14 protein-coding genes, 1 tRNA gene and 3 rRNA genes are annotated in these 22,429 nt (G+C 65.9%); 14 read left to right on the forward strand and 4 right to left on the reverse strand.

The window, feature by feature from the left end; genetic code table 11:
* Nucleotides 1–216: 216 nt before the first annotated feature.
* Nucleotides 217–1,623, forward strand: a complete 1,407-nt coding sequence (locus AB5J50_RS36200; RefSeq protein ID WP_369262733.1) for a PQQ-binding-like beta-propeller repeat protein — start codon at nt 217–219, stop codon at nt 1,621–1,623.
* Between the two features lie 98 nt (nt 1,624–1,721).
* Here AB5J50_RS36200 and AB5J50_RS36205 read toward each other — a convergent pair whose 3' ends face one another.
* Nucleotides 1,722–2,018, reverse strand: coding sequence for a DUF397 domain-containing protein (locus AB5J50_RS36205; RefSeq protein WP_330307680.1), 297 nt, complete (start codon nt 2,016–2,018; stop codon nt 1,722–1,724).
* A 265-nt stretch (nt 2,019–2,283) separates the two neighbouring features.
* Between AB5J50_RS36205 and rpsO the strand changes: the two genes are divergently transcribed.
* The 5 genes from rpsO (at nt 2,284) to AB5J50_RS36230 (ending at nt 7,812) form a co-directional block, all read left to right on the forward strand.
* Nucleotides 2,284–2,571: a 30S ribosomal protein S15 gene (rpsO, locus tag AB5J50_RS36210; protein ID WP_037741887.1), complete on the forward strand. Its 288-nt coding sequence runs from the start codon at nt 2,284–2,286 to the stop codon at nt 2,569–2,571.
* A gap of 363 nt (nt 2,572–2,934) precedes the next feature.
* Nucleotides 2,935–5,151, forward strand: a complete 2,217-nt coding sequence (locus AB5J50_RS36215; protein WP_369262734.1) for a polyribonucleotide nucleotidyltransferase — start codon at nt 2,935–2,937, stop codon at nt 5,149–5,151.
* Nucleotides 5,148–6,527 carry a M16 family metallopeptidase gene (locus tag AB5J50_RS36220; RefSeq protein WP_369262735.1) on the forward strand — a complete coding sequence of 460 codons (1,380 nt, stop codon included), beginning with the start codon at nt 5,148–5,150 and terminating at the stop codon, nt 6,525–6,527. Before AB5J50_RS36215 ends, AB5J50_RS36220 begins: the two co-directional genes overlap by 4 nt.
* Nucleotides 6,528–6,575: 48 nt before the next feature.
* Entirely contained in the window at nt 6,576–7,328 is a 753-nt protein-coding gene (dapB, locus tag AB5J50_RS36225; RefSeq protein WP_327432149.1) for a 4-hydroxy-tetrahydrodipicolinate reductase, read from the forward strand.
* 31 nt (nt 7,329–7,359) lie between these two features.
* Complete coding sequence (locus AB5J50_RS36230; protein ID WP_327432150.1) at nt 7,360–7,812, forward strand: hypothetical protein; 453 nt, start codon at nt 7,360–7,362, stop codon at nt 7,810–7,812.
* 100 nt (nt 7,813–7,912) lie between these two features.
* Here AB5J50_RS36230 and AB5J50_RS36235 read toward each other — a convergent pair whose 3' ends face one another.
* Both AB5J50_RS36235 and AB5J50_RS36240 read right to left on the reverse strand, forming a co-directional pair.
* Nucleotides 7,913–8,470, reverse strand: coding sequence for a hypothetical protein (locus AB5J50_RS36235; protein WP_369262737.1), 558 nt, complete (start codon nt 8,468–8,470; stop codon nt 7,913–7,915).
* 90 nt (nt 8,471–8,560) lie between these two features.
* On the reverse strand, nt 8,561–8,800 hold the full coding sequence (locus AB5J50_RS36240; protein WP_327432152.1) for a hypothetical protein: 240 nt from the start codon (nt 8,798–8,800) through the stop codon (nt 8,561–8,563).
* Nucleotides 8,801–9,062: 262 nt separating this feature from the next.
* Between AB5J50_RS36240 and thyX the strand changes: the two genes are divergently transcribed.
* The 8 genes from thyX (at nt 9,063) to AB5J50_RS36280 (ending at nt 19,380) form a co-directional block, all read left to right on the forward strand.
* Nucleotides 9,063–9,803: an FAD-dependent thymidylate synthase gene (gene thyX / locus AB5J50_RS36245; protein ID WP_327432153.1), complete on the forward strand. Its 741-nt coding sequence runs from the start codon at nt 9,063–9,065 to the stop codon at nt 9,801–9,803.
* Between the two features lie 210 nt (nt 9,804–10,013).
* Nucleotides 10,014–10,913: a 4-hydroxy-tetrahydrodipicolinate synthase gene (gene dapA, locus AB5J50_RS36250; RefSeq protein ID WP_327432154.1), complete on the forward strand. Its 900-nt coding sequence runs from the start codon at nt 10,014–10,016 to the stop codon at nt 10,911–10,913.
* 137 nt (nt 10,914–11,050) lie between these two features.
* On the forward strand, nt 11,051–12,736 hold the full coding sequence (locus AB5J50_RS36255) for a ribonuclease J (RefSeq protein WP_330307688.1): 1,686 nt from the start codon (nt 11,051–11,053) through the stop codon (nt 12,734–12,736).
* 537 nt (nt 12,737–13,273) lie between these two features.
* A 16S ribosomal RNA gene (locus AB5J50_RS36260) occupies nt 13,274–14,799 on the forward strand.
* Between the two features lie 314 nt (nt 14,800–15,113).
* Nucleotides 15,114–18,233, forward strand: a 23S ribosomal RNA gene (locus AB5J50_RS36265).
* Between the two features lie 86 nt (nt 18,234–18,319).
* Nucleotides 18,320–18,436 (forward strand): 5S ribosomal RNA (gene rrf, locus AB5J50_RS36270).
* Together the 16S, 23S and 5S rRNA genes form the textbook arrangement of a ribosomal RNA operon.
* Before the next feature lie 114 nt (nt 18,437–18,550).
* Nucleotides 18,551–19,213 carry a DegT/DnrJ/EryC1/StrS family aminotransferase gene (locus AB5J50_RS36275; RefSeq protein WP_369265606.1) on the forward strand — a complete coding sequence of 221 codons (663 nt, stop codon included), beginning with the start codon at nt 18,551–18,553 and terminating at the stop codon, nt 19,211–19,213.
* A 94-nt stretch (nt 19,214–19,307) separates the two neighbouring features.
* Nucleotides 19,308–19,380, forward strand: a tRNA-Thr gene (locus AB5J50_RS36280).
* 66 nt (nt 19,381–19,446) lie between these two features.
* Here AB5J50_RS36280 and AB5J50_RS36285 read toward each other — a convergent pair.
* Nucleotides 19,447–22,194, reverse strand: a complete 2,748-nt coding sequence (locus tag AB5J50_RS36285) for a SpoIIE family protein phosphatase (protein WP_369262739.1) — start codon at nt 22,192–22,194, stop codon at nt 19,447–19,449.
* Between the last annotated feature and the right edge of the window lie 235 nt (nt 22,195–22,429).

A 22,429-nucleotide genomic window follows, 5' to 3' on the forward strand; every position in this document is an offset into this window, starting at 1 on the left:
ACGCCCACTATTGACCACCAAAGCGGACAAACAAAGCTATCGAGACAGTCGCGTTGCCCCCTGCATGTACACGATCAACGAGCGGGCATAGTAGGGGGCTCCCCCGAGACCGAACGGCCTTCACTGAAAGGACTCCCGCGCGTGAGCTTCGGCCCGCCTCCTTCTCCGTACACCCAATCCGCGTTGGCGGCGGACACCGACCGAAGACAGCGCCGCATGAGACTGTTCGGCGCCGTGGCCGCCGTACTCGTCGTGGTGTTGTGCGTGGGCGGGTGGCTTCTGATGTACGGGACCGGCGACAACACCCCGGCGAACAGCAAGCCGACGGCTGCTCCGCAGGCTCCCGACGACATCAGGGAGACGGTCGAGAAGCTCCCGAGCACGCCCGAGGGCGAACTCCTCGTCGAGTACAGCGAGGACAAGCTGCCGGACGACGAGACCCGGTACGCCCCCGGCACCTGGGCGACCGACAAGATCTTCGCCAAGGGCATCAGGAACCGCCTCATGGGCTTCAAGCTGGCCGACGGCGAGACGGCGTGGACCCTCAAGCTGGACGGCCACATCTGCGCGACCACCAAGCACGTCACCGCGGACGGCCGCACCGCCGTCGTCGTCCAGCCCGCCAAGCGCAAGGGCACCAAGGACGAGAGCATGTGTGACGAGGTGGTCTTCGTCGACCTCGACACCGGCAAGAAGCTGTGGACGGCGACGATGCCGGACGCGAAGACCGCGTACGTGACGAACACGAACCTGACCATGGCGCGCGGCACGGTCGCGGTGGCGTGGGGCAACGGGTCCGTGGCCTACGGCATGAGCGACGGCAAGCAGCTGTGGAAGAGCACCACTGTCTCCGCCTGTGAGGACACGGGCTTCGCGGGCGGCCGCAGCCTTCTTGTCCTGCTCCGCTGCGGCGAGGAGTCCACGCACGCGTACCGGGTGCAGAAGCTCGATCCCGCCACCGGAAAGCCGCAATGGACGTACAAGCTCAAGGACGGGCTCACGGGCGTCTACATGCCCTCCTCGGACCCGCCGGTGCTCGCCGTCGGGGCCGGTGACTACGGCGTGACCGACCTGATCACCCTCGACGACCAGGGCCGGTACGCCACCACGATCTCCATGCAGGGCGGACGCTTCGACCCGATGTGCGGCAGCTCGTCCGACGGCACGGAGTACTTCGGCGTGATGGAGAACTGCTACGCGATGGTCGTCGGGGACGGCAAGATCTTCGTCGCGAGCAAGGCGGACGGCGACATCGGCCAGCCGGAGAACTGGATCGCCGGGTTCGACGCGAAGACGGGCAAGACCCTGCGGAAGTTCGACGGACGGTCCCTGCAGCCGCTCTGGCCCGTGAAGGTGAGCGGGGGCAAGCTCCTGGCCTACCGGCCGAGCTCCGACAACGTCGGACCGGCCGCCATCGTGAGCATCGATCCCGCCACGGGCAAGCAGACGCCGTTCCTCTTCTTCAACCTGCCGGACGACGCCACCCGCATGGAAACCCCCGAATGGTCCGACATCCTCGTCGAACACGGCACGGCGTTCTTCTCGCCCCGCCAGCTCTCGGCGCCCTCCGGGCACCCGGACGACCCGGTACTGGCCGCGGTGGCCATCGGAAGCTTCCACTGACACGACACACGCAATAAGGGGCCGACGCGGAGAACTGTCCGCGTCGGCCCCTTACCGTTCCCGCTCTGCTGCCGTCTCCGTTGCCGTCTCCGTCGTGCCTACTCCGCCACGAGCCCGCCATTGTGCGGCGCCGGCTCCAGATCGAACTCCCCGTCCCGGGCCCCCAGCACGAAGGCCCGCCACTCGGCCTCCGTGTACCGCAGGACCGTGTCCGGGTCGAGGGACGAACGCATGGCCACCGCGCCCTCGGGCAGATAAGCGATCTCGACCCGCTCCTCGTGCTCCTCCGTGCCCGGCGCGCTGTGCCATTCGACGCCCGAGATGTCGAGGGCGTAGAGCTCGTCCTTCTCCCGCTCCTTGCGCGCCTTGACGTCCTTGTCCGTTTCCTCGGCCATGTTCCGGCGGCCCCTTCCCCACGTACGAATGACCTGTGCGGTCACACTAGTGGCCAGGTCGGTGGCCTTCGGCAGGTTCGGAGACCCGGGCGGACGCGTCCGCCCAGGCTGGTACGCTGTGTGACGGCCGTTTGTGTACGCACCCCTGGAGCTCACCGCTCTGGAGGCCGCGCCCAGCGGATCCCCGCCTCCCGAGTAACGGAAGCTCCCCTGAGATGTGGACCAGGGGCACTCGGTGGCTACTCAGAGACTACGAGGAGTACGCGTGTCGCTCGACGCCGCTACGAAGAAGCAGATCATCAGCGAGTTCGGTCAGAAGGAGGGCGACACCGGCTCCCCCGAGGTCCAGGTCGCCATGCTCTCGCGCCGCATCTCGGACCTGACCGAGCACCTCAAGACCCACAAGCACGACCACCACTCCCGTCGTGGTCTGCTGATCCTGGTCGGTCAGCGCCGCCGGCTGCTGCAGTACCTGGCCAAGAAGGACATCCAGCGCTTCCGTGCGCTGGTCGACCGCCTGGGCATCCGCCGCGGTGCGGCGGGCGCCAAGTAAGACGCCGTGAAGGGAGCGGTTCCCACTTCTTGGGAGCCGCTCCTTTTGCTGTACGTGCTGCTGTCAGTGCTCTGTACGTGCGGAGTGTCACTGACGCTTTGTACTGTGGTAGCACAACGCAATACGCAGGACGCAGCACGTACGACACAGCGTGACGACGCCGTACCCGCCGGGTAGGGCACCGTCACGACAACGAACGAGGAGACGCGCACCTCGCCGCCGCCGGTCCTCGGTAGTGGCCCCCGGGGGATTGCGAACCCGGGTGCTTCGATCGAAGACCGGCCCGCACCAGAAGGAGCGCCTCTCCGCCACCGTCCCCCTGCCACACGGGCAGGACGGGACGAAGACGAGGAGAAAACGCTAGTGGAGAACGAGACCCACTACGCCGAGGCCGTTATCGACAACGGTTCCTTCGGCACCCGCACCATCCGCTTCGAGACGGGCCGCCTGGCCAAGCAGGCCGCAGGTTCCGCCGTGGCGTACCTGGACGACGACACCATGGTGCTGTCGGCCACCACCGCCTCCAAGAAGCCCAAGGACCAGCTCGACTTCTTCCCCCTCACGGTGGACGTCGAGGAGCGGATGTACGCCGCCGGCAAGATCCCCGGCAGCTTCTTCCGCCGCGAGGGCCGTCCCTCCGAGGACGCCATCCTCACCTGTCGCCTCATCGACCGTCCGCTGCGCCCGTCCTTCAAGAAGGGCCTGCGCAACGAGATCCAGGTCGTCGCGACGATCATGGCGCTCAACCCCGACCACCTGTACGACGTCGTGGCGATCAACGCCGCGTCCGCGTCCACGCAGCTGGCCGGTCTGCCCTTCTCCGGCCCGGTCGGCGGCGTCCGCGTCGCGCTGATCAACGGCCAGTGGGTCGCGTTCCCGACGCACACCGAGCTCGAGGACGCCGTCTTCGACATGGTCGTCGCGGGCCGCGCCCTGGAGGACGGCGACGTCGCGATCATGATGGTCGAGGCCGAGGCCACCGACAAGACCATCCAGCTGGTCGCGGGCGGCGCCGAGGCGCCGACCGAGGAGGTCGTCGCCGCCGGTCTGGACGCCGCAAAGCCCTTCATCAAGGTGCTCTGCAAGGCCCAGGCCGACCTCGCCGCCAAGGCCGCCAAGCCGACCGGCGAGTTCCCGGTCTTCCTCGACTACCAGGACGACGTCCTGGAGGCCCTGACCGCCGCGGTCAAGAGCGAGCTGTCCCAGGCGCTCACCATCGCCGGCAAGCAGGACCGCGAGGCCGAGCTGGACCGCGTCAAGGAGATCGCCGCCGAGAAGCTCCTCCCGGCCTTCGAGGGCCGCGAGAAGGAGATCTCCGCCGCCTACCGCGCGCTGACCAAGAAGCTGGTCCGCGAGCGCGTCATCAAGGACAAGGTCCGCATCGACGGCCGCGGCGTCACGGACATCCGTACGCTGGCCGCCGAGGTCGAGGCCATCCCGCGCGTGCACGGCTCGGCGCTGTTCGAGCGTGGCGAGACTCAGATCCTGGGCGTCACCACCCTCAACATGCTCCGTATGGAGCAGCAGCTGGACACCCTTTCCCCGGTGACCCGCAAGCGCTACATGCACAACTACAACTTCCCGCCGTACTCCGTCGGTGAGACCGGCCGCGTCGGCTCCCCGAAGCGCCGCGAGATCGGCCACGGCGCGCTCGCCGAGCGCGCGATCGTGCCGGTCCTGCCGTCCCGCGAGGAGTTCCCCTACGCGATCCGTCAGGTGTCCGAGGCCCTCGGCTCCAACGGCTCGACGTCCATGGGCTCGGTCTGCGCCTCCACCATGTCGCTGCTGAACGCCGGTGTGCCGCTGAAGGCCCCCGTCGCCGGTATCGCCATGGGTCTGATCTCCCAGGAGATCGACGGCCAGACGCACTACGTCGCCCTCACCGACATCCTCGGTGCGGAGGACGCGTTCGGTGACATGGACTTCAAGGTCGCCGGCACCAAGGAGTTCGTGACCGCCCTCCAGCTCGACACCAAGCTGGACGGCATCCCGGCCTCCGTCCTGGCCGCGGCCCTCAAGCAGGCCCGCGACGCCCGCCTCCACATCCTCGACGTGATGATGGAAGCGATCGACACGCCGGACGAGATGTCCCCCAACGCCCCGCGGATCATCACCGTCAAGATCCCCGTGGACAAGATCGGTGAGGTCATCGGCCCCAAGGGCAAGATGATCAACCAGATCCAGGAGGACACCGGCGCCGACATCACGATCGAGGACGACGGCACCATCTACATCGGTGCCGCCCAGGGTTCGCAGGCCGAGGCCGCGCGCGCCACGATCAACTCGATCGCCAACCCGACCATGCCGGAGGTCGGCGAGCGCTACCTGGGCACCGTCGTGAAGACGACGACCTTCGGTGCGTTCGTGTCGCTGCTCCCGGGCAAGGACGGTCTGCTGCACATCTCGCAGATCCGCAAGCTCGCCGGCGGCAAGCGCGTGGAGAACGTCGAGGACGTACTCGGTGTGGGCGCCAAGGTCCAGGTCGAGATCGCCGAGATCGACTCCCGCGGCAAGCTCTCCCTGATCCCCGTGATCGAGGGCGAAGAGGGCGACGACAAGAAGGACGACACCGACAAGTGACGTCTCGTAGCTCCACGGCGACGGCCCGCACCTCTTCGGAGGCGCGGGCCGTCGCCCGTACCCAAACCCTCGTCAAGGGCCAGAACGGCATCGGTACGGTCCGCAAGACCACCCTCCCGGGCGGCCTGCGCATCGTCACCGAGACCCTGCCCTCGGTCCGCTCCGCGACCTTCGGCATCTGGGCGCACGTCGGCTCCCGCGACGAGACGCCGACCCTGAACGGCGCGACGCACTACCTGGAGCACCTGCTCTTCAAGGGCACGCAGCGCAGGTCCGCCCTGGACATCTCCTCCGCCATCGATGCGGTCGGCGGCGAGATGAACGCGTTCACGGCGAAGGAGTACACGTGCTACTACGCGCGCGTGCTCGACAACGACCTGCCGCTCGCCATCGACGTCGTCTGCGACATGCTGACCGGCTCACTCATCGTCGAGGAGGACGTCAACGTCGAGCGCGGCGCGATCCTCGAAGAGATCGCGATGACCGAGGACGACCCGGGCGACTGTGTGCACGACCTGTTCGCGCACACCATGCTCGGCGACACCCCCCTCGGCCGCCCGGTCCTCGGCACGGTCGACACGGTCAACGGCCTCACCGCCGACCGCATCCGCCGCTTCTACAAGAAGCACTACGACCCGACACACCTGGTCGTGGCCTGCGCGGGCAACGTCGACCACAACAAGGTCGTACGCCAGGTCCGCGCCGCCTTCGAGAAGGCGGGCGCCTTCAAGGAGGCCGTCGCCGAGCCGATCGCCCCGCGCGACGGCAGCCGCGCCATCCGCACCGCGGGCCGCGTCGAACTGCTCGGCCGCAAGACCGAGCAGGCCCACATCGTCCTCGGCATGCCGGGCCTGGCCCGCACCGACGAGCGCCGCTGGGCCCTGGGCGTCCTGAACACCGCCCTCGGCGGCGGCATGTCCTCCCGCCTCTTCCAGGAGGTCCGCGAGAAGCGCGGCCTGGCCTACAGCGTGTACTCGTACACCTCGGGCTTCGCCGACTGCGGCCTCTTCGGCGTGTACGCCGGCTGCCGTCCCAGCCAGGTCCACGACGTGCTCAAGCTCTGCCGCGACGAGCTCGACCAGGTCGCCGAGCACAGCCTCTCGGATGACGAGATCGGCCGCGCCATCGGCCAGCTCCAGGGGTCCACCGTCCTCGGCCTGGAGGACACCAGTGCGCTGATGAACCGTATCGGCAAGAGCGAGCTGTGCTGGGGCGAGCAGATGTCCGTCGACGACATGCTGACCCGGATAGCGTCGGTCACCCCGGACGAGGTCCGCGAGGTCGCCCGCGACATCCTGGGACAGCGGCCCTCGCTGTCGGTGATCGGCCCGCTCAAGGACAAGCAGGCGTCGCGGCTGCACGACGCGGTCGCGTAACTCCTTTCTCCGCAAGGTCTCTGCAAGGTCTCTGTAAGGAACGAAGCAATGAGCAAGCTGCGCGTGGCGGTCCTCGGTGCCAAGGGCCGCATCGGAGCCGAGGCGGTACGAGCCGTCGTGGCCGCCGAGGACATGGAGCTGGTGGCCGCGCTCGGCCGGGGCGACAAACTGGAGACGCTGGTCGACGCGGGCGCCCAGGTCGTCGTCGAACTGACCACGCCGGCCTCCGTCATGGGCAACCTCGACTTCTGCGTGCGCCACGGCATCCACGCGGTGGTCGGTACGACGGGCTGGACCGACGAGCGTCTGGCGCAGCTCAACACCTCGCTGGCAGCGTCCCCGGAGACAGGCGTGCTCATCGCGCCCAACTTCTCCATCGGGGCCGTACTGACCATGAAGTTCGCCGAGGTGGCCGCGCCGTACTTCGAGTCCGTCGAGGTCGTCGAACTGCACCACCCGAACAAGGTGGACGCCCCCAGCGGCACCGCCACCCGCACCGCTCAGCTCATCGCGGCGGCCCGGGAGCGCGCGGGCAGCGCCCCGCAGCCCGACGCCACGGTGACGGGCCTGGACGGCGCCCGTGGCGCGAACGTCGACGGGGTGCCGGTGCACGCGGTCCGCCTGCGCGGTCTGCTGGCCCACCAGGAGGTCCTGCTCGGCGGCGAGGGCGAGACCCTCACCATCCGCCACGACTCCCTCCACCACAGCAGCTTCATGCCGGGCATCCTGCTCGGCGTACGCCGAGTGGTGACCACGCCGGGCCTCACCTTCGGCCTGGAACACTTCCTGGACCTCGGCTGAGCCGAGGCACGGACACAGATAGCTGGCAGACATGCGCGCGAAGATCACCTACGCCGTCACGGCCGCCGTCCTGGTCGTCTATTTCGTCCTGGTCGGCAGCCGCGGCGTGCTGCTCATCCAGAACGGCACCCTGATCACCGTCACCTTCGGTGTCGCGGTGCTGATCCTGCCGGTCATCGGCATCTGGTTCCTCTGGAAGAACACCCAGTTCGTCCGGAAGGCCAACCGGCTCGCCGCCGAGCTCGATGCCGAAGGCGGCCTGCCCGTCGACGAGTTGAGGCGCACCGCCGGTGGCCGCATCGACCGTGACTCCGCCGACGAGGTCTTCGCCAAGCGCAAGGCGGAGACCGAGGACGCCCCGGACGACTGGCGCAGCTGGTTCCGCCTCGCGATCGCCTATCACGACGCCCGCGACACCCCGCGCGCCCGCAAGGCGATGCAGCGGGCCATCGCTCTGCGCGAGGGCAGGCCGCTGGAGGCCTGAGGGCACCCGAGGGCCGTACGCGCTCAAGTGGTGACACGGAAGGGGCCGGTCCGCGTGATGCGGACCGGCCCCTTTCCTGTGCGTGGGAGGCGTACGGGCCTCAGCTCCGCCGGTACTCGTCCGCCCACACCTCGATGGCGTCCGCGGCCCGGTCGAAGGCTTCCGTACGGGCCAGGAAGTCGGCGTTGTGCGTGGTCAGCAGCGGCGGCACGGCGTCAAGCGCGCGATCCTTGCGTACGAGGACCAGCGCCTGTCCCTGAACGGTGCGCGGCAGGCCCAGCCAGCGGACCGGCTGCTGCACCGTCCGCACCGTGACGACCTGCTCCCACGGCGTCGTACGGGTGAGGAAGAAGCCGACCCGGCGCAGCCCACGCGCGCTCACCCACACGCCCACGCGCAGCAGCCGCAGCGCGCACAGTATGGCCGCCAGGGCCCCGGCCAGACAGGACGCCGCCGCGGTCAGGGTCCCGGTGAGCGCGATGACCACCGCGGCCACGAGCACGTACGAGGCGAGCAGCAGGACGAGCGCTGCCGCGCCCACCCGCCACGGTCCGGGCCGGTAGGGACGCCGCCAGCGGTCACGGTCGTCGAACGGCAGCGCGAGACCGTCCGCCGCCTCGTCAAAGGCGCGGTCCGCCGTCAGGAAGGGCAGGGGCACGACTGAACCTCACTCAATCCATGCATGGGCTGTGCCCGGTGAGGCTATCGAGACGTGTGTCTGCTCACCACCCTTGGGGGTCCGGAAGGGTCAGCGGCCGTCCGACGCCTCGGAATGCTGCGTCTTCGCAGGTGACTGATCCTGTGACAGGGCGGGCATGCCGAGGATCAAGGATCCGGCGAGCCCGGCGACCACGGTGAGCCCTATGAGCCACCGGCCGGCTATCTGCCCGGCGGACGCACGCTCGCGCGGCGGCGGTGCGACATTGCTGCGGAACTGGTCGGCTTCGGCGATGAAGGCGAACGGGACGGGCTCGCGCCGACGGAACATGGGGGCTGCTTCTCCTCAGGAGACTCGTAGCGATGGATCTATGGGCCTATGGACCCGTGGATCTGGTGTCTGGTGACGGCGGCTCGAACGAAATCGCCGTCACCAATACAGACGAGCGAATGCCCCAAGAGGTGCCCGGAATCACCGAATTCGCAGAAGTTCGCCGACGAATGTCGCGGCAAGGTACCGAACGCCCCGTTGTCAGTGCCGGGCCGTAGAGTGGGCGCCGCCCGAGCCTGTGATGGGAAGGACCCTGCGCACCGTGACCGACACCCCCGCCGACGACCTCAAGCCCAGCTTCCGCAGCGATGTCACCGTCGAGCTGATCAAGCACACGGCGTCCGACGCCGATGTGCTGTTCGCCGCCCGTGTCTCCACCGCCGGGGAGCAGTCCCTGGACGAGCTGAAGAAGGACCCGGAGCGTTCCAAGGGCCTGATCAACTACCTGATGCGGGACCGGCACGGCAGCCCCTTCGAGCACAACTCGATGACGTTCTTCATCAGTGCCCCGATCTTCGTCTTCCGCGAGTTCATGCGGCACCGCGTGGGCTGGTCGTACAACGAGGAATCGGGTCGGTACAGGGAGCTCGAGCCCGTCTTCTACGTCCCGGACGAGTCCCGCAAGCTGGTCCAGGAGGGCCGCCCCGGCAAGTACGTCTTCGTGGAGGGCACCCAGGCCCAGCAGGAGCTCACGGGCCGTGTGATGGAGGACTCATACCGACAGGCGTACGAGGCGTACCAGGAGATGCTCGCCGCCGGTGTAGCCCGCGAGGTCGCCCGTGCGGTCCTGCCGGTCGGCCTCTTCTCCTCGATGTACGCCACGTGCAACGCACGCTCGCTGATGCACTTCCTCGGCCTGCGCACCCAGCATGAGCTGGCCAAAGTCCCGTCCTTCCCGCAGCGCGAGATCGAGATGGTCGGGGAGAAGATGGAAGCGGAGTGGGCCAAGCTCATGCCGCTCACGTACGCGGCCTTCAACGGCAACGGGCGCGTGGCGCCCTAGCGCGCTTCCGCACGCCTTCCGGCACTGATGTACGGATCAGCCGAGCGAAGTGTCCGTATTGCGGCATTTCGAGAAGTTCATCTAGCCTGATCAAACGGACCCGGCACTGCTTGAACCCCCGAGCAGGCAGTGCCGGGCTCCACATTTGTCGTGCTTTGTCGTGTCCCCCGAGGGCAGACCACGTGTTGAGCAGCGAGTAGCGTGTTACCCATGGCTCCGACCTCCACTCCGCAGACCCCCTTCGGGCGGGTCCTCACCGCCATGGTCACGCCCTTCACGGCGGACGGCGCACTCGACCTCGACGGCGCTCAGCGGCTCGCTACCCACCTGGTGGACGCAGGCAACGACGGCCTGATCATCAACGGCACCACCGGTGAGTCCCCGACCACCAGCGACGCGGAGAAATCGGATCTCGTACGAGCCGTACTGGAGGCGGTGGGCGACCGAGCCCACATCGTCGCCGGCGTCGGTACGAACGACACCCACCACAGCATCGAACTGGCCCGCGCCGCCGAGAAGACCGGCGCGCACGGCCTGCTGACCGTGACGCCGTACTACAACAAGCCCCCGCAGGAGGGCCTCTACCGGCACTTCACGGCCATCGCCGACGCGACCGAACTGCCGGTGATGCTCTACGACATCCCCGGCCGCAGCGGCGTACCGATCAGCACCGAAACACTGGTGCGGCTCGCCGACCACCCGCGTATCGTCGCGAACAAGGACGCCAAGGGAGACCTCGGCCGGGCCAGCTGGGCCATCGCCCGCTCCGGCCTCGCCTGGTACTCCGGCGACGACATGCTGAACCTGCCGCTGCTCTCCGTGGGTGCGGTCGGCTTCGTCTCCGTCGTGGGCCATGTCGTCACCCCGGAGCTGCGTGCCATGCTCGACGCGTATGTCTCGGGTGACGTGCAGAAGGCGACCGAGATCCACCAGAAGCTGCTCCCCGTCTTCACCGGCATGTTCCGCACCCAGGGCGTCATGACGACCAAGGCCGCGCTCGCCCTCCAGGGCCTGCCCGCCGGACCGCTGCGCGCCCCGATGGTCGAGCTGTCGCCCGAGGAGACCGCCCAGCTCAAGATCGATCTTGCCGCCGGCGGGGTAGAGCTCTAGCCACAGACTTCACAACTGAATACGTAAGACCCCGCAGGCCACCGGCCTGCACCCCACACAGACAACTGCTACTGCACGAACGTCACGCGCGCCACGTGCCTTGCCAGGTACGTGGCGCGCGTGGTGAGGAGAGTCTTTTGAGTCATCCGCATCCTGAACTCGGCGCACCGCCGGTGCTTCCGAAGGGTGGCCTGCGGGTCACCCCGCTCGGCGGCCTCGGTGAAATCGGCCGAAACATGACCGTCTTCGAGTACGGCGGTCGCTTGTTGATCGTCGACTGCGGAGTGCTCTTCCCAGAGGAGGAGCAGCCCGGAATCGACCTGATCCTGCCGGACTTCACGTCCATCAGGGACCGCCTCGACGACATCGAGGGCATCGTCCTCACGCATGGCCACGAGGACCACATCGGCGGTGTCCCGTTCCTTCTCCGCGAGAAGCCGGACATCCCGCTGATCGGCTCCAAGCTGACCCTCGCCCTGATCGAGGCGAAGCTCCAGGAGCACCGCATCCGGCCGTACACGCTTGAGGTGGCCGAGGGTCATCGCGAGCGCATCGGCCCCTTCGACTGCGAGTTCGTCGCGGTCAACCACTCCATCCCGGACGCCCTCGCGGTCGCCATCCGCACCCCTGCGGGCATGGTGGTCCACACCGGCGACTTCAAGATGGACCAGCTCCCGCTGGACCGCCGCCTCACGGACCTGCACGCCTTCGCACGGCTGAGCGAGGAGGGCATCGACCTCCTTCTCTCGGACTCCACGAACGCCGAGGTCCCGGGCTTCGTCCCGCCCGAGCGCGACATCTCGAACGTGCTGCGCCAGGTCTTCGCCGGCGCACACAAGCGGATCATCGTGGCGAGCTTCGCCAGCCACGTCCACCGCATCCAGCAGATCCTGGACGCGGCTCATGAGTACGGCCGCCGGGTCGCCTTCGTCGGCCGCTCGATGGTCCGCAACATGGGCATCGCACGGGATCTCGGCTACCTCAAGGTCCCGCCGGGCCTGGTGGTCGACGTCAAGACGCTGGACGACCTCCCGGACCACCAGATCGTGCTCGTCTGCACGGGTTCCCAGGGCGAGCCGATGGCGGCCCTGTCGAGGATGGCCAACCGCGACCACCAGATCCGGATCGTCCAGGGCGACACGGTGATCCTGGCGTCGTCCCTGATCCCCGGCAACGAGAACGCGGTCTACCGCGTCATCAACGGCCTGACCCGCTGGGGCGCGAACGTCGTCCACAAGGGCAACGCCAAGGTGCACGTCTCCGGCCACGCCTCCGCGGGCGAGCTCCTGTACTTCTACAACATCTGCAAGCCGCGGAACCTGATGCCGGTCCACGGCGAATGGCGCCACCTTCGGGCCAACGCCGAGCTCGGCGCCCTCACTGGCGTCCCGCACGACCGCATCGTCATCGCCGAGGACGGCGTCGTCGTCGACCTCATCGAGGGCAAGGCCAAGATCTCCGGCAAGGTCCAGGCGGGATACGTGTATGTCGACGGCCTCTCGGTCGGCGACGTCGGCGAGCCCGCGCTCAAGGACCGCAAGATCCTCGGTGACGAGGGCATCATCTCGGTCTTCGTGGTGATGGACTCCAGCACCGGCAAGATCACCGGCGGCCCGCACGTCCAGGCCCGGGGTTCCGGCATCGACGACTCCGCCTTCGGGGACGTCATCCCGAGGGTCAGGGAAGTCCTGGAGAAGTCGGCCCAGGACGGCGTCGTCGAGCCCCACCAGATGCAGCAGCTCATCCGCCGCACGCTGGGCAAGTGGGTCTCGGACAACTACCGCCGACGCCCGATGATCCTCCCGGTCGTCGTCGAGGTCTGACCCCTCGCACGCGCCAACTCCGGAGCGGGGAGCCTCGATTTGCATCGAGGCTCCCCGCTCCAGTACGTTTACGTCTCCACCTGAACGGGAACCCAGCACAACCGTGTGCCTGGACCACCCCGAGCGGGACGGAAATTCCGACTCAGAATCTCTGATAAAGTCGGAGCCGCCGGAAAGGGAAACGCGAAAGCGGAAACCTGGAAAGCACCGAGGAAAATCGGACCGGAAACGATCTGATAGAGTCGGAAACGCAAGAACGAAACAAAAACAAAGCAAGACCGAAGGGAAGCGCCCGGAGGAAAGCCCGAGAGGGTGAGTACAAAGGAAGCGTCCGTTCCTTGAGAACTCAACAGCGTGCCAAAAATCAACGCCAGATATGTTGATACCCCGTCTCCGGCCGATCGGCTGGGGCGAGGTTCCTTTGAAAAAGTCCTGCCGGGCACTGCCTGGTAGGCGCACAGCGAGGACGCTGTGAACCTTCCGATTATTCCTCGGGAGGTTCCGCTCTCGTGGTGTCCACCCGATTACGGGTAAACATTCACGGAGAGTTTGATCCTGGCTCAGGACGAACGCTGGCGGCGTGCTTAACACATGCAAGTCGAACGATGAAGCCCTTCGGGGTGGATTAGTGGCGAACGGGTGAGTAACACGTGGGCAATCTGCCCTTCACTCTGGGACAAGCCCTGGAAACGGGGTCTAATACCGGATAACACTCCTGCCCGCATGGGTGGGGGTTAAAAGCTCCGGCGGTGAAGGATGAGCCCGCGGCCTATCAGCTTGTTGGTGAGGTAGTGGCTCACCAAGGCGACGACGGGTAGCCGGCCTGAGAGGGCGACCGGCCACACTGGGACTGAGACACGGCCCAGACTCCTACGGGAGGCAGCAGTGGGGAATATTGCACAATGGGCGAAAGCCTGATGCAGCGACGCCGCGTGAGGGATGACGGCCTTCGGGTTGTAAACCTCTTTCAGCAGGGAAGAAGCGAGAGTGACGGTACCTGCAGAAGAAGCGCCGGCTAACTACGTGCCAGCAGCCGCGGTAATACGTAGGGCGCAAGCGTTGTCCGGAATTATTGGGCGTAAAGAGCTCGTAGGCGGCTTGTCACGTCGGGTGTGAAAGCCCGGGGCTTAACCCCGGGTCTGCATTCGATACGGGCTAGCTAGAGTGTGGTAGGGGAGATCGGAATTCCTGGTGTAGCGGTGAAATGCGCAGATATCAGGAGGAACACCGGTGGCGAAGGCGGATCTCTGGGCCATTACTGACGCTGAGGAGCGAAAGCGTGGGGAGCGAACAGGATTAGATACCCTGGTAGTCCACGCCGTAAACGGTGGGAACTAGGTGTTGGCGACATTCCACGTCGTCGGTGCCGCAGCTAACGCATTAAGTTCCCCGCCTGGGGAGTACGGCCGCAAGGCTAAAACTCAAAGGAATTGACGGGGGCCCGCACAAGCAGCGGAGCATGTGGCTTAATTCGACGCAACGCGAAGAACCTTACCAAGGCTTGACATACACCGGAAACGGCCAGAGATGGTCGCCCCCTTGTGGTCGGTGTACAGGTGGTGCATGGCTGTCGTCAGCTCGTGTCGTGAGATGTTGGGTTAAGTCCCGCAACGAGCGCAACCCTTGTTCTGTGTTGCCAGCATGCCCTTCGGGGTGATGGGGACTCACAGGAGACTGCCGGGGTCAACTCGGAGGAAGGTGGGGACGACGTCAAGTCATCATGCCCCTTATGTCTTGGGCTGCACACGTGCTACAATGGCAGGTACAAAGAGCTGCGAAGCCGCGAGGCGGAGCGAATCTCAAAAAGCCTGTCTCAGTTCGGATTGGGGTCTGCAACTCGACCCCATGAAGTCGGAGTTGCTAGTAATCGCAGATCAGCATTGCTGCGGTGAATACGTTCCCGGGCCTTGTACACACCGCCCGTCACGTCACGAAAGTCGGTAACACCCGAAGCCGGTGGCCCAACCCCTTGTGGGAGGGAGCTGTCGAAGGTGGGACTGGCGATTGGGACGAAGTCGTAACAAGGTAGCCGTACCGGAAGGTGCGGCTGGATCACCTCCTTTCTAAGGAGCACTTCTTACCGATCCCTTCGGGGTGAGGTCAGAGGCCAGTACATCGGCGAATGTCCGGTGCTGGTTGCTCATGGGTGGAACGTTGATTATTCGGCACCGTCAGTCATCTCGGGCTGTGAGTACTGTCCTTCGGGGCGTGGAAAGCTGATCATGAGTGGCGAGGGTGTCGGGCACGCTGTTGGGTGTCTGAAGGTACGGCCGATACGGCTGCCTTCAGTGCCGGCCCCAGTGAACTCCGGTGGTAACCGGGGGTGATGGGTGGTTGGTCGTTGTTTGAGAACTGCACAGTGGACGCGAGCATCTGTGGCCAAGTTTTTAAGGGCGCACGGTGGATGCCTTGGCACCAGGAACCGATGAAGGACGTGGGAGGCCACGATAGTCCCCGGGGAGCCGTCAACCAGGCTTTGATCCGGGGGTTTCCGAATGGGGAAACCCGGCAGTCGTCATGGGCTGTCACCCATACCTGAACACATAGGGTATGTGGAGGGAACGCGGGGAAGTGAAACATCTCAGTACCCGCAGGAAGAGAAAACAACCGTGATTCCGGGAGTAGTGGCGAGCGAAACTGGATGAGGCCAAACCATATGCGTGTGAGACCCGGCAGGGGTTGCGCATGTGGGGTTGTGGGATCTCTCTTTCACAGTCTGCCGGCTGTGAGGCGAGTCAGAAACCGTTGATGTAGGCGAAGGACATGCGAAAGGTCCGGCGTAGAGGGTAAGACCCCCGTAGTCGAAACATCAACGGCTCGTTTGAGAGACACCCAAGTAGCACGGGGCCCGAGAAATCCCGTGTGAATCTGGCGGGACCACCCGCTAAGCCTAAATATTCCCTGGTGACCGATAGCGGATAGTACCGTGAGGGAATGGTGAAAAGTACCGCGGGAGCGGAGTGAAATAGTACCTGAAACCGTGTGCCTACAAGCCGTGGGAGCGTCGGATATGTGCTTGCACATATCTCGTGACTGCGTGCCTTTTGAAGAATGAGCCTGCGAGTTTGCGGTGCGTTGCGAGGTTAACCCGTGTGGGGAAGCCGTAGCGAAAGCGAGTCCGAATAGGGCGATTCAGTAGCGCGCTCAAGACCCGAAGCGGAGTGATCTAGCCATGGGCAGGTTGAAGCGGCTGTAAGAGGTCGTGGAGGACCGAACCCACCAGGGTTGAAAACCTGGGGGATGACCTGTGGTTAGGGGTGAAAGGCCAATCAAACTCCGTGATAGCTGGTTCTCCCCGAAATGCATTTAGGTGCAGCGTCGTGTGTTTCTTGCCGGAGGTAGAGCACTGGATAGGCGATGGGCCCTACCGGGTTACTGACCTTAGCCAAACTCCGAATGCCGGTAAGTGAGAGCGCGGCAGTGAGACTGTGGGGGATAAGCTCCATGGTCGAGAGGGAAACAGCCCAGAGCATCGACTAAGGCCCCTAAGCGTACGCTAAGTGGGAAAGGATGTGGAGTCGCACAGACAACCAGGAGGTTGGCTTAGAAGCAGCCACCCTTGAAAGAGTGCGTAATAGCTCACTGGTCTAGTGATTCCGCGCCGACAATGTAGCGGGGCTCAAGCGTACCGCCGAAGTCGTGTCATTGCAGCAATAGGGCCAACGCCCGCTGTGATGGGTAGGGGAGCGTCGTGTGCCGGGTGAAGCCGCGCCGGAAGGCAGTGGTGGACGGTTCACGAGTGAGAATGCAGGCATGAGTAGCGATACACACGTGAGAAACGTGTGCGCCGATTGACTAAGGGTTCCTGGGTCAAGCTGATCTGCCCAGGGTAAGTCGGGACCTAAGGCGAGGCCGACAGGCGTAGTCGATGGATAACCGGTTGATATTCCGGTACCCGCTGTGAAGCGTCAAACATTGAACCAGGCGATGCTAAGTCCGTGAAGCCGCCCCGGAGCCTTCGGGCAAAGGGGAGTGGTGGAGCCGACGGACCAGACCTGCAGTAGGTGAGTGATGGGGTGACGCAGGAAGGTAGTCCATCCCGGGCGGTGGTTGTCCCGGGGTAAGGGTGTAGGCCGTGCGATAGGCAAATCCGTCGCACATGAGGCTGAGACCTGATGCCGAGCCGATTGTGGTGAAGTGGATGATCCTATGCTGTCGAGAAAAGCCTCTAGCGAGTTTCATGGCGGCCCGTACCCTAAACCGACTCAGGTGGTCAGGTAGAGAATACCGAGGCGTTCGGGTGAACTATGGTTAAGGAACTCGGCAAAATGCCCCCGTAACTTCGGGAGAAGGGGGGCCATCACCGGTGAGAGGACTTGCTCCTTGAGCTGGGGGTGGCCGCAGAGACCAGCGAGAAGCGACTGTTTACTAAAAACACAGGTCCGTGCGAAGCCGTAAGGCGATGTATACGGACTGACGCCTGCCCGGTGCTGGAACGTTAAGGGGACCGGTTAGTCACTCTTCGGGGTGGCGAAGCTGAGAACTTAAGCGCCAGTAAACGGCGGTGGTAACTATAACCATCCTAAGGTAGCGAAATTCCTTGTCGGGTAAGTTCCGACCTGCACGAATGGCGTAACGACTTCTCGACTGTCTCAACCATAGGCCCGGTGAAATTGCACTACGAGTAAAGATGCTCGTTTCGCGCAGCAGGACGGAAAGACCCCGGGACCTTTACTACAGTTTGATATTGGTGTTCGGTTCGGCTTGTGTAGGATAGCTGGGAGACTTTGAAGCAGGCACGCCAGTGTTTGTGGAGTCGTCGTTGAAATACCAGTCTGGTCGTGCTGGATGTCTAACCTGGGTCCGTGATCCGGATCAGGGACAGTGTCTGATGGGTAGTTTAACTGGGGCGGTTGCCTCCTAAAGAGTAACGGAGGCGCCCAAAGGTTCCCTCAGCCTGGTTGGTAATCAGGTGTTGAGTGTAAGTGCACAAGGGAGCTTGACTGTGAGACCGACGGGTCGAGCAGGGACGAAAGTCGGGACTAGTGATCCGGCGGTGGCTTGTGGAAGCGCCGTCGCTCAACGGATAAAAGGTACCCCGGGGATAACAGGCTGATCTTCCCCAAGAGTCCATATCGACGGGATGGTTTGGCACCTCGATGTCGGCTCGTCGCATCCTGGGGCTGGAGTCGGTCCCAAGGGTTGGGCTGTTCGCCCATTAAAGCGGTACGCGAGCTGGGTTTAGAACGTCGTGAGACAGTTCGGTCCCTATCCGCTGTGCGCGTAGGAATATTGAGAAGGGCTGTCCCTAGTACGAGAGGACCGGGACGGACGAACCTCTGGTGTGCCAGTTGTCCTGCCAAGGGCATGGCTGGTTGGCTACGTTCGGGAGGGATAACCGCTGAAAGCATCTAAGCGGGAAGCCTGCTTCGAGATGAGTATTCCCACCTCCTTGAGAGGGTAAGGCTCCCAGTAGACGACTGGGTTGATAGGCCAGATCTGGAAGCCCGGTAACGGGTGGAGGTGACTGGTACTAATAGGCCGAGGGCTTGTCCTCAGTTGCTCGCGTCCACTGTGTTGGTTCTGAAACCACGAACAACCGTCGTAGCTATGCCACGGCTCCGGTTGACAGTTTCATAGTGTTTCGGTGGTCATAGCGTGAGGGAAACGCCCGGTTACATTCCGAACCCGGAAGCTAAGCCTCACAGCGCCGATGGTACTGCAGGGGGGACCCTGTGGGAGAGTAGGACGCCGCCGAACTATTATTAATAGAGCTGGTCCCTGAACTTCGGTTCAGGGACCAGCTCTTTTTTGTTTTGCGTCACTTGTAGTTCACGTTGCGCGACAAACATCCGCAGCATGGGTACTGCTGCAATGCTCAGGGCCGCGGGTGTCGGAGCCGGTGACGAGGTCATCGTGCCGGCGTTCGGGAACGTCGAGGTCGCCGAGGCCGTGACGCAGGCCGGTGCGACGGTTGTCTTCGCCGACATAGACCCGGCGACCTACTGCCTGGACGCGAGTGCGGTCGACTTCGCCGCAACTCCCCGGACGGCGGCTCTGGTTGTCGTACACCGCTTCGGGCGGACGGCAGACATGGTGCGGCTGCGGGAGGTTGGGCAGCGGCTCGGCCTCCTGCTGCTGGAGCAGGGTGAGTCCGAGGCGCCGTACGACGAGATCGCGCAGCGCAGGGAGCGGGCCGCGTATCTGGACGGGCGGCTCAGCGGTGTGTGGACGCCCGATGGCGGTGATGGCCACACGTACCAGCAGTACGTCGTGCGGGTGCCGGGCAACGGGCGGCCGGACCGGGACGCCTTCGCACGGGCCGTACGGGCTCGGGGAGTTGAGTGCCGGGTGCCGGTGAAGACGCCGGTGCACCGCATACCCGCGTTCCGTCGGGACGTGCATCTTCCGGAGACCGAGCGGGCCGCGGACGAGACCCTTGCGCTTCCCGTGGACGCGTCGTTGACGAAGCGGGAGATGCATCGGATCGTCTCCGCGTGCAACGCGCTGGGCGGATTGCTGCAGCCCGCCTTCTGATTCAGCCGGATTCAGCGGGACGGGTTGGGAGCACGCTTCTGTTCGGGGTATGATCTATTTCGTTGCCGCGAGGGAAACCTCGAGAAGGCGACTGGCCCCCCTAGCTCAGTCGGCAGAGCGTCTCCATGGTAAGGAGAAGGTCAACGGTTCGATTCCGTTGGGGGGCTCAAGCAAGAAAAGGCCTCCGCCCTTACAGGCGGGGGCCTTTCTCGTACCCCGAATGAAGCCCGGCCTCAGTTCTTCTGGAGGCCGGGAACGCGCATCGCCAGAATCGCCATGTCGTCGGACGGGGCGTCGGAGGCGAAGCGCTCGACCGCGCGCATGATGCGGGCGGCGACCGCGCCCGCCGTCAGGCCCGTGCAGGTGGTGAGGACGTCCGTGAGGCCGTCGTCGCCGAGCATGCGGGTGCCCTCGCGGCGCTCCGTGACGCCGTCCGTGACGCACAGCAGGACGTCGCCCGGGTCCAGCGTGATCGTCTGCTCGTACAGCTCCAGGTCTTCCATGACGCCGAGCAGCGGCTGCGGTTCGGCGGCCGGTTCGACCGTGCCGTCCTGGCGCAGGCGCAGCGGGAGCGGGTGGCCGGCGCAGACCACCTTCAGTACGGCGCTGCCGTCCTCCTGGGGCCACAACTCGCCGTACAGGAGCGTCAGGAAGCGGCTGCGGGCGCCCTCGTCGAGGATCGCGGAGTTCAGGCGCTCCAGGACGGCCGGGCCACCGTAGCCCTCGCGGGCCAGGAGCCTGAGCGCGTGCCGGGCCAGGCCCGTGACCGCGGCCGCCTCCGGGCCCGTACCGCACACGTCGCCGATGGCGAAGCCGTACGCGCCGTCGCGGATCGGGAAGAGGTCGTAGAAGTCGCCGCCGACCTCGTTGCCCTCGCCGGCCGCGCGGTAGATGACCTCGACCTCGACGCCGTCGATGTGCGGGAGCTCCGGGGGCAGGAGGCTGCGCTGGAGGGACTGGCTGATGGCCATGCGCTCCGAGTACAGGCGGGCGTTGTCGAGTGCCAGGGCGGCCCTGCGGGACAGGTCCTCGGCCAGTTCCAGGATTTCCTGGCGGAAGTGTTCGTCCGACGGCTTGCCGAGCGTCAGCATGCCGATGACGCGGTTGCGGGCCACGAGGGGGAGTACGACCGTCTCGCCGCCGACTGCCGCGGCCGTCGCCAGTGTCGTACCGATGCCGGAACTCACCGAAGTGGGCTCGCCGAGGCCCAGGCTGCGCATGGACGTGCGCAGGGCCGCCTGGTGGGCCGCTTCGGCGGGTGCCGACCAGACGCGGGCGCCCGGGGTGGGGACCGGGTCCGGCGGGGCGATCTTCGAGAGCAACGCCTTGAGGCCGTCGATGCGTTCCTCGTCCTCGTGCAGGACGTACGAGAGATACGGGTCCGAGGCCTGGTCGGCGATTGTGTAGACGGCGCACCAGGTGGCCAGGGTCGGGACCGTCATCTGGGCCATCAGGGCCAGGGTCTGGTCGCGGTCCAGAGTGCCGGCGAGGAGGTCGGAGGCCTCGACGAGGAAGGACAGCGAGCCGCGGCGCAGGCGTTCCAGCTCGCCCAGACGGGCCGATTCCACCGCCAGGGCGATGCGGTCGGCGGCGAACTGGAGGCGCAGGGCCTCCTCGTTGGAGTATCTGCCGGGCGACTCGGCCGCGACGCCGAGCGAGCCGGTGAGGCGGCCCTCGACCTTCAGCGGGACCGTGACGACCGAGCGCATGCCGGTGCCGCTCAGCAGGGGGACGGCGCCGGGGACCACCATCAGGTCCTCGTGCACGGCGGGCATGCGGGCCGAGCCGTAGCGGCCGGGGCCCGCCTCGACGGGGACGCGGGCGAAGCGCTGGCGGGCGGAGGGGAGGCCCGTCGAGGCTCGTACCTCCAACTCCGTTTCGTCGTCGGTCGCCAGGAGCAGGAAGGCGGAGTCGCCGTCGAGCATGTCGCGGGCGCGCTCCACCGTGCGCTGGAGGAGGCCGTCCAGGTCGTCGGGGGCCGGGGAGCCGATGAAGACCTCGAAGGGGTCGGAGGCCTGGCCTTCGGAGCTGGTGGTCGTGTCGGTGGCCGAGATGCGCAACGGGGTCTGCAGGACGGCGCGTTCGTGGTCGCGTACGAGGAGGCAGACCGTGGAGGGTTCGCCGCCCGTGTCGCGTACCCGAAGGTGTGAGGCGTAGACGGGGGTGACGCGGCCGGTGGCGGCGCGGATGCCGTACGTGCCCTCCCAGCGGGAGAGTTGGAGCGCCTCGACGATGCCGGTGCTGGTGCCGGGGGTGTGCGGCCAGGCCGCGAGGTCGGTGAGCGGCTTGCCGGTGACCTGCTCGGCGGCGTAACCGAAGAGTTCTTCCGCGTCCTCGTTCCAGGCGTTGATGGCGCCGACCCGGTCGATCTGGACGACCGCGACGCGGACGCGGCCGTCGGCGAGCGGGAGGAGGTCGGCGGGGAGGGAAGGGCCGGCGGTGCGAGTGCCCACCGGGCGCTCGGGGAGGTCGATCTGGAACCAGACCTGCTTGTGGGTGGGCGTGTACTCGACGCCCCAGCGGCCGGCCAGGGCTGCGCACAACTGGAGGCCGCGGCCGCCCTCGCGGTCGGGGCTGCCCATATTCACAGCCGTCGCCTGGAGTGGAATTTCACGTTCCGGGTAGCGGTCAGCCACCTCGATGCGTACGCCGTCGTCGCTGCGCAGACACAGGACGTCCGCGGAGGTGCCCGCATGCACGACAGCATTGGTGACCAGTTCGCTGGTGAGGACTACGGCGTCGTCGACGACGTCGGCGAAGCCCCAGCCCTGGAGGGTGTCGCGGACGAAGGAGCGGGCGGTCGCGACGGATCGCCCCAGGGGCTCGAAACTGGCGGCCGCGCGCGCGGTGATCACAGAACTCCTCGTCCGGTTGTCGGCGTGCAGCGCTCCGTGGCCGACTTGCTCCTGCCGGGGCAGGGCGTGGTTCCCCGTCGGCCGGGGATCCTGGGACGATCCCCCAGGATGCAGTCCGGTGGTCATGGTGCGGCGCCCCTCCGATGCCTGCCCGCTCGTGCTCGTGCCACCGCCCAGGCCGGACGGGACCGGCGCCGCTGGACAGCCGCATGCAAGGTTACTTACCTTCGCCGTCCATGCGGATGCCGGTCGCCTGTGTTTCCGCCCAGAGGTGTGCGGACGATGTGCGAAGCTGCCGAACTGTTATGGCCTGGTTCAGCCGGGGTGAAACACTGGGCAAGCTCCAGGAGAAGGTCCGGGC

The organism is Streptomyces sp. R35, from assembly GCF_041053035.1.
In the GTDB taxonomy this organism is placed as follows: domain Bacteria; phylum Actinomycetota; class Actinomycetes; order Streptomycetales; family Streptomycetaceae; genus Streptomyces; species Streptomyces lutosisoli.

What these genes read in the sequence shown, in the direction of transcription:
- AB5J50_RS36200 (WP_369262733.1), top strand. Translation starts at nt 217, where the DNA reads ATGAGACTGTTCGGCGCCGTGGCCGCCGTACTCGTCGTGGTGTTGTGC.
- AB5J50_RS36205 (WP_330307680.1), bottom strand. Translation starts at nt 2,018, where the DNA reads ATGGCCGAGGAAACGGACAAGGACGTCAAGGCGCGCAAGGAGCGGGAG.
- dapB (WP_327432149.1), top strand. Translation starts at nt 6,576, where the DNA reads ATGAGCAAGCTGCGCGTGGCGGTCCTCGGTGCCAAGGGCCGCATCGGA.
- AB5J50_RS36230 (WP_327432150.1), top strand. Translation starts at nt 7,360, where the DNA reads ATGCGCGCGAAGATCACCTACGCCGTCACGGCCGCCGTCCTGGTCGTC.
- AB5J50_RS36240 (WP_327432152.1), bottom strand. Translation starts at nt 8,800, where the DNA reads ATGTTCCGTCGGCGCGAGCCCGTCCCGTTCGCCTTCATCGCCGAAGCC.
- dapA (WP_327432154.1), top strand. Translation starts at nt 10,014, where the DNA reads ATGGCTCCGACCTCCACTCCGCAGACCCCCTTCGGGCGGGTCCTCACC.
- AB5J50_RS36275 (WP_369265606.1), top strand. Translation starts at nt 18,551, where the DNA reads ATGCTCAGGGCCGCGGGTGTCGGAGCCGGTGACGAGGTCATCGTGCCG.
- AB5J50_RS36285 (WP_369262739.1), bottom strand. Translation starts at nt 22,194, where the DNA reads ATGACCACCGGACTGCATCCTGGGGGATCGTCCCAGGATCCCCGGCCG.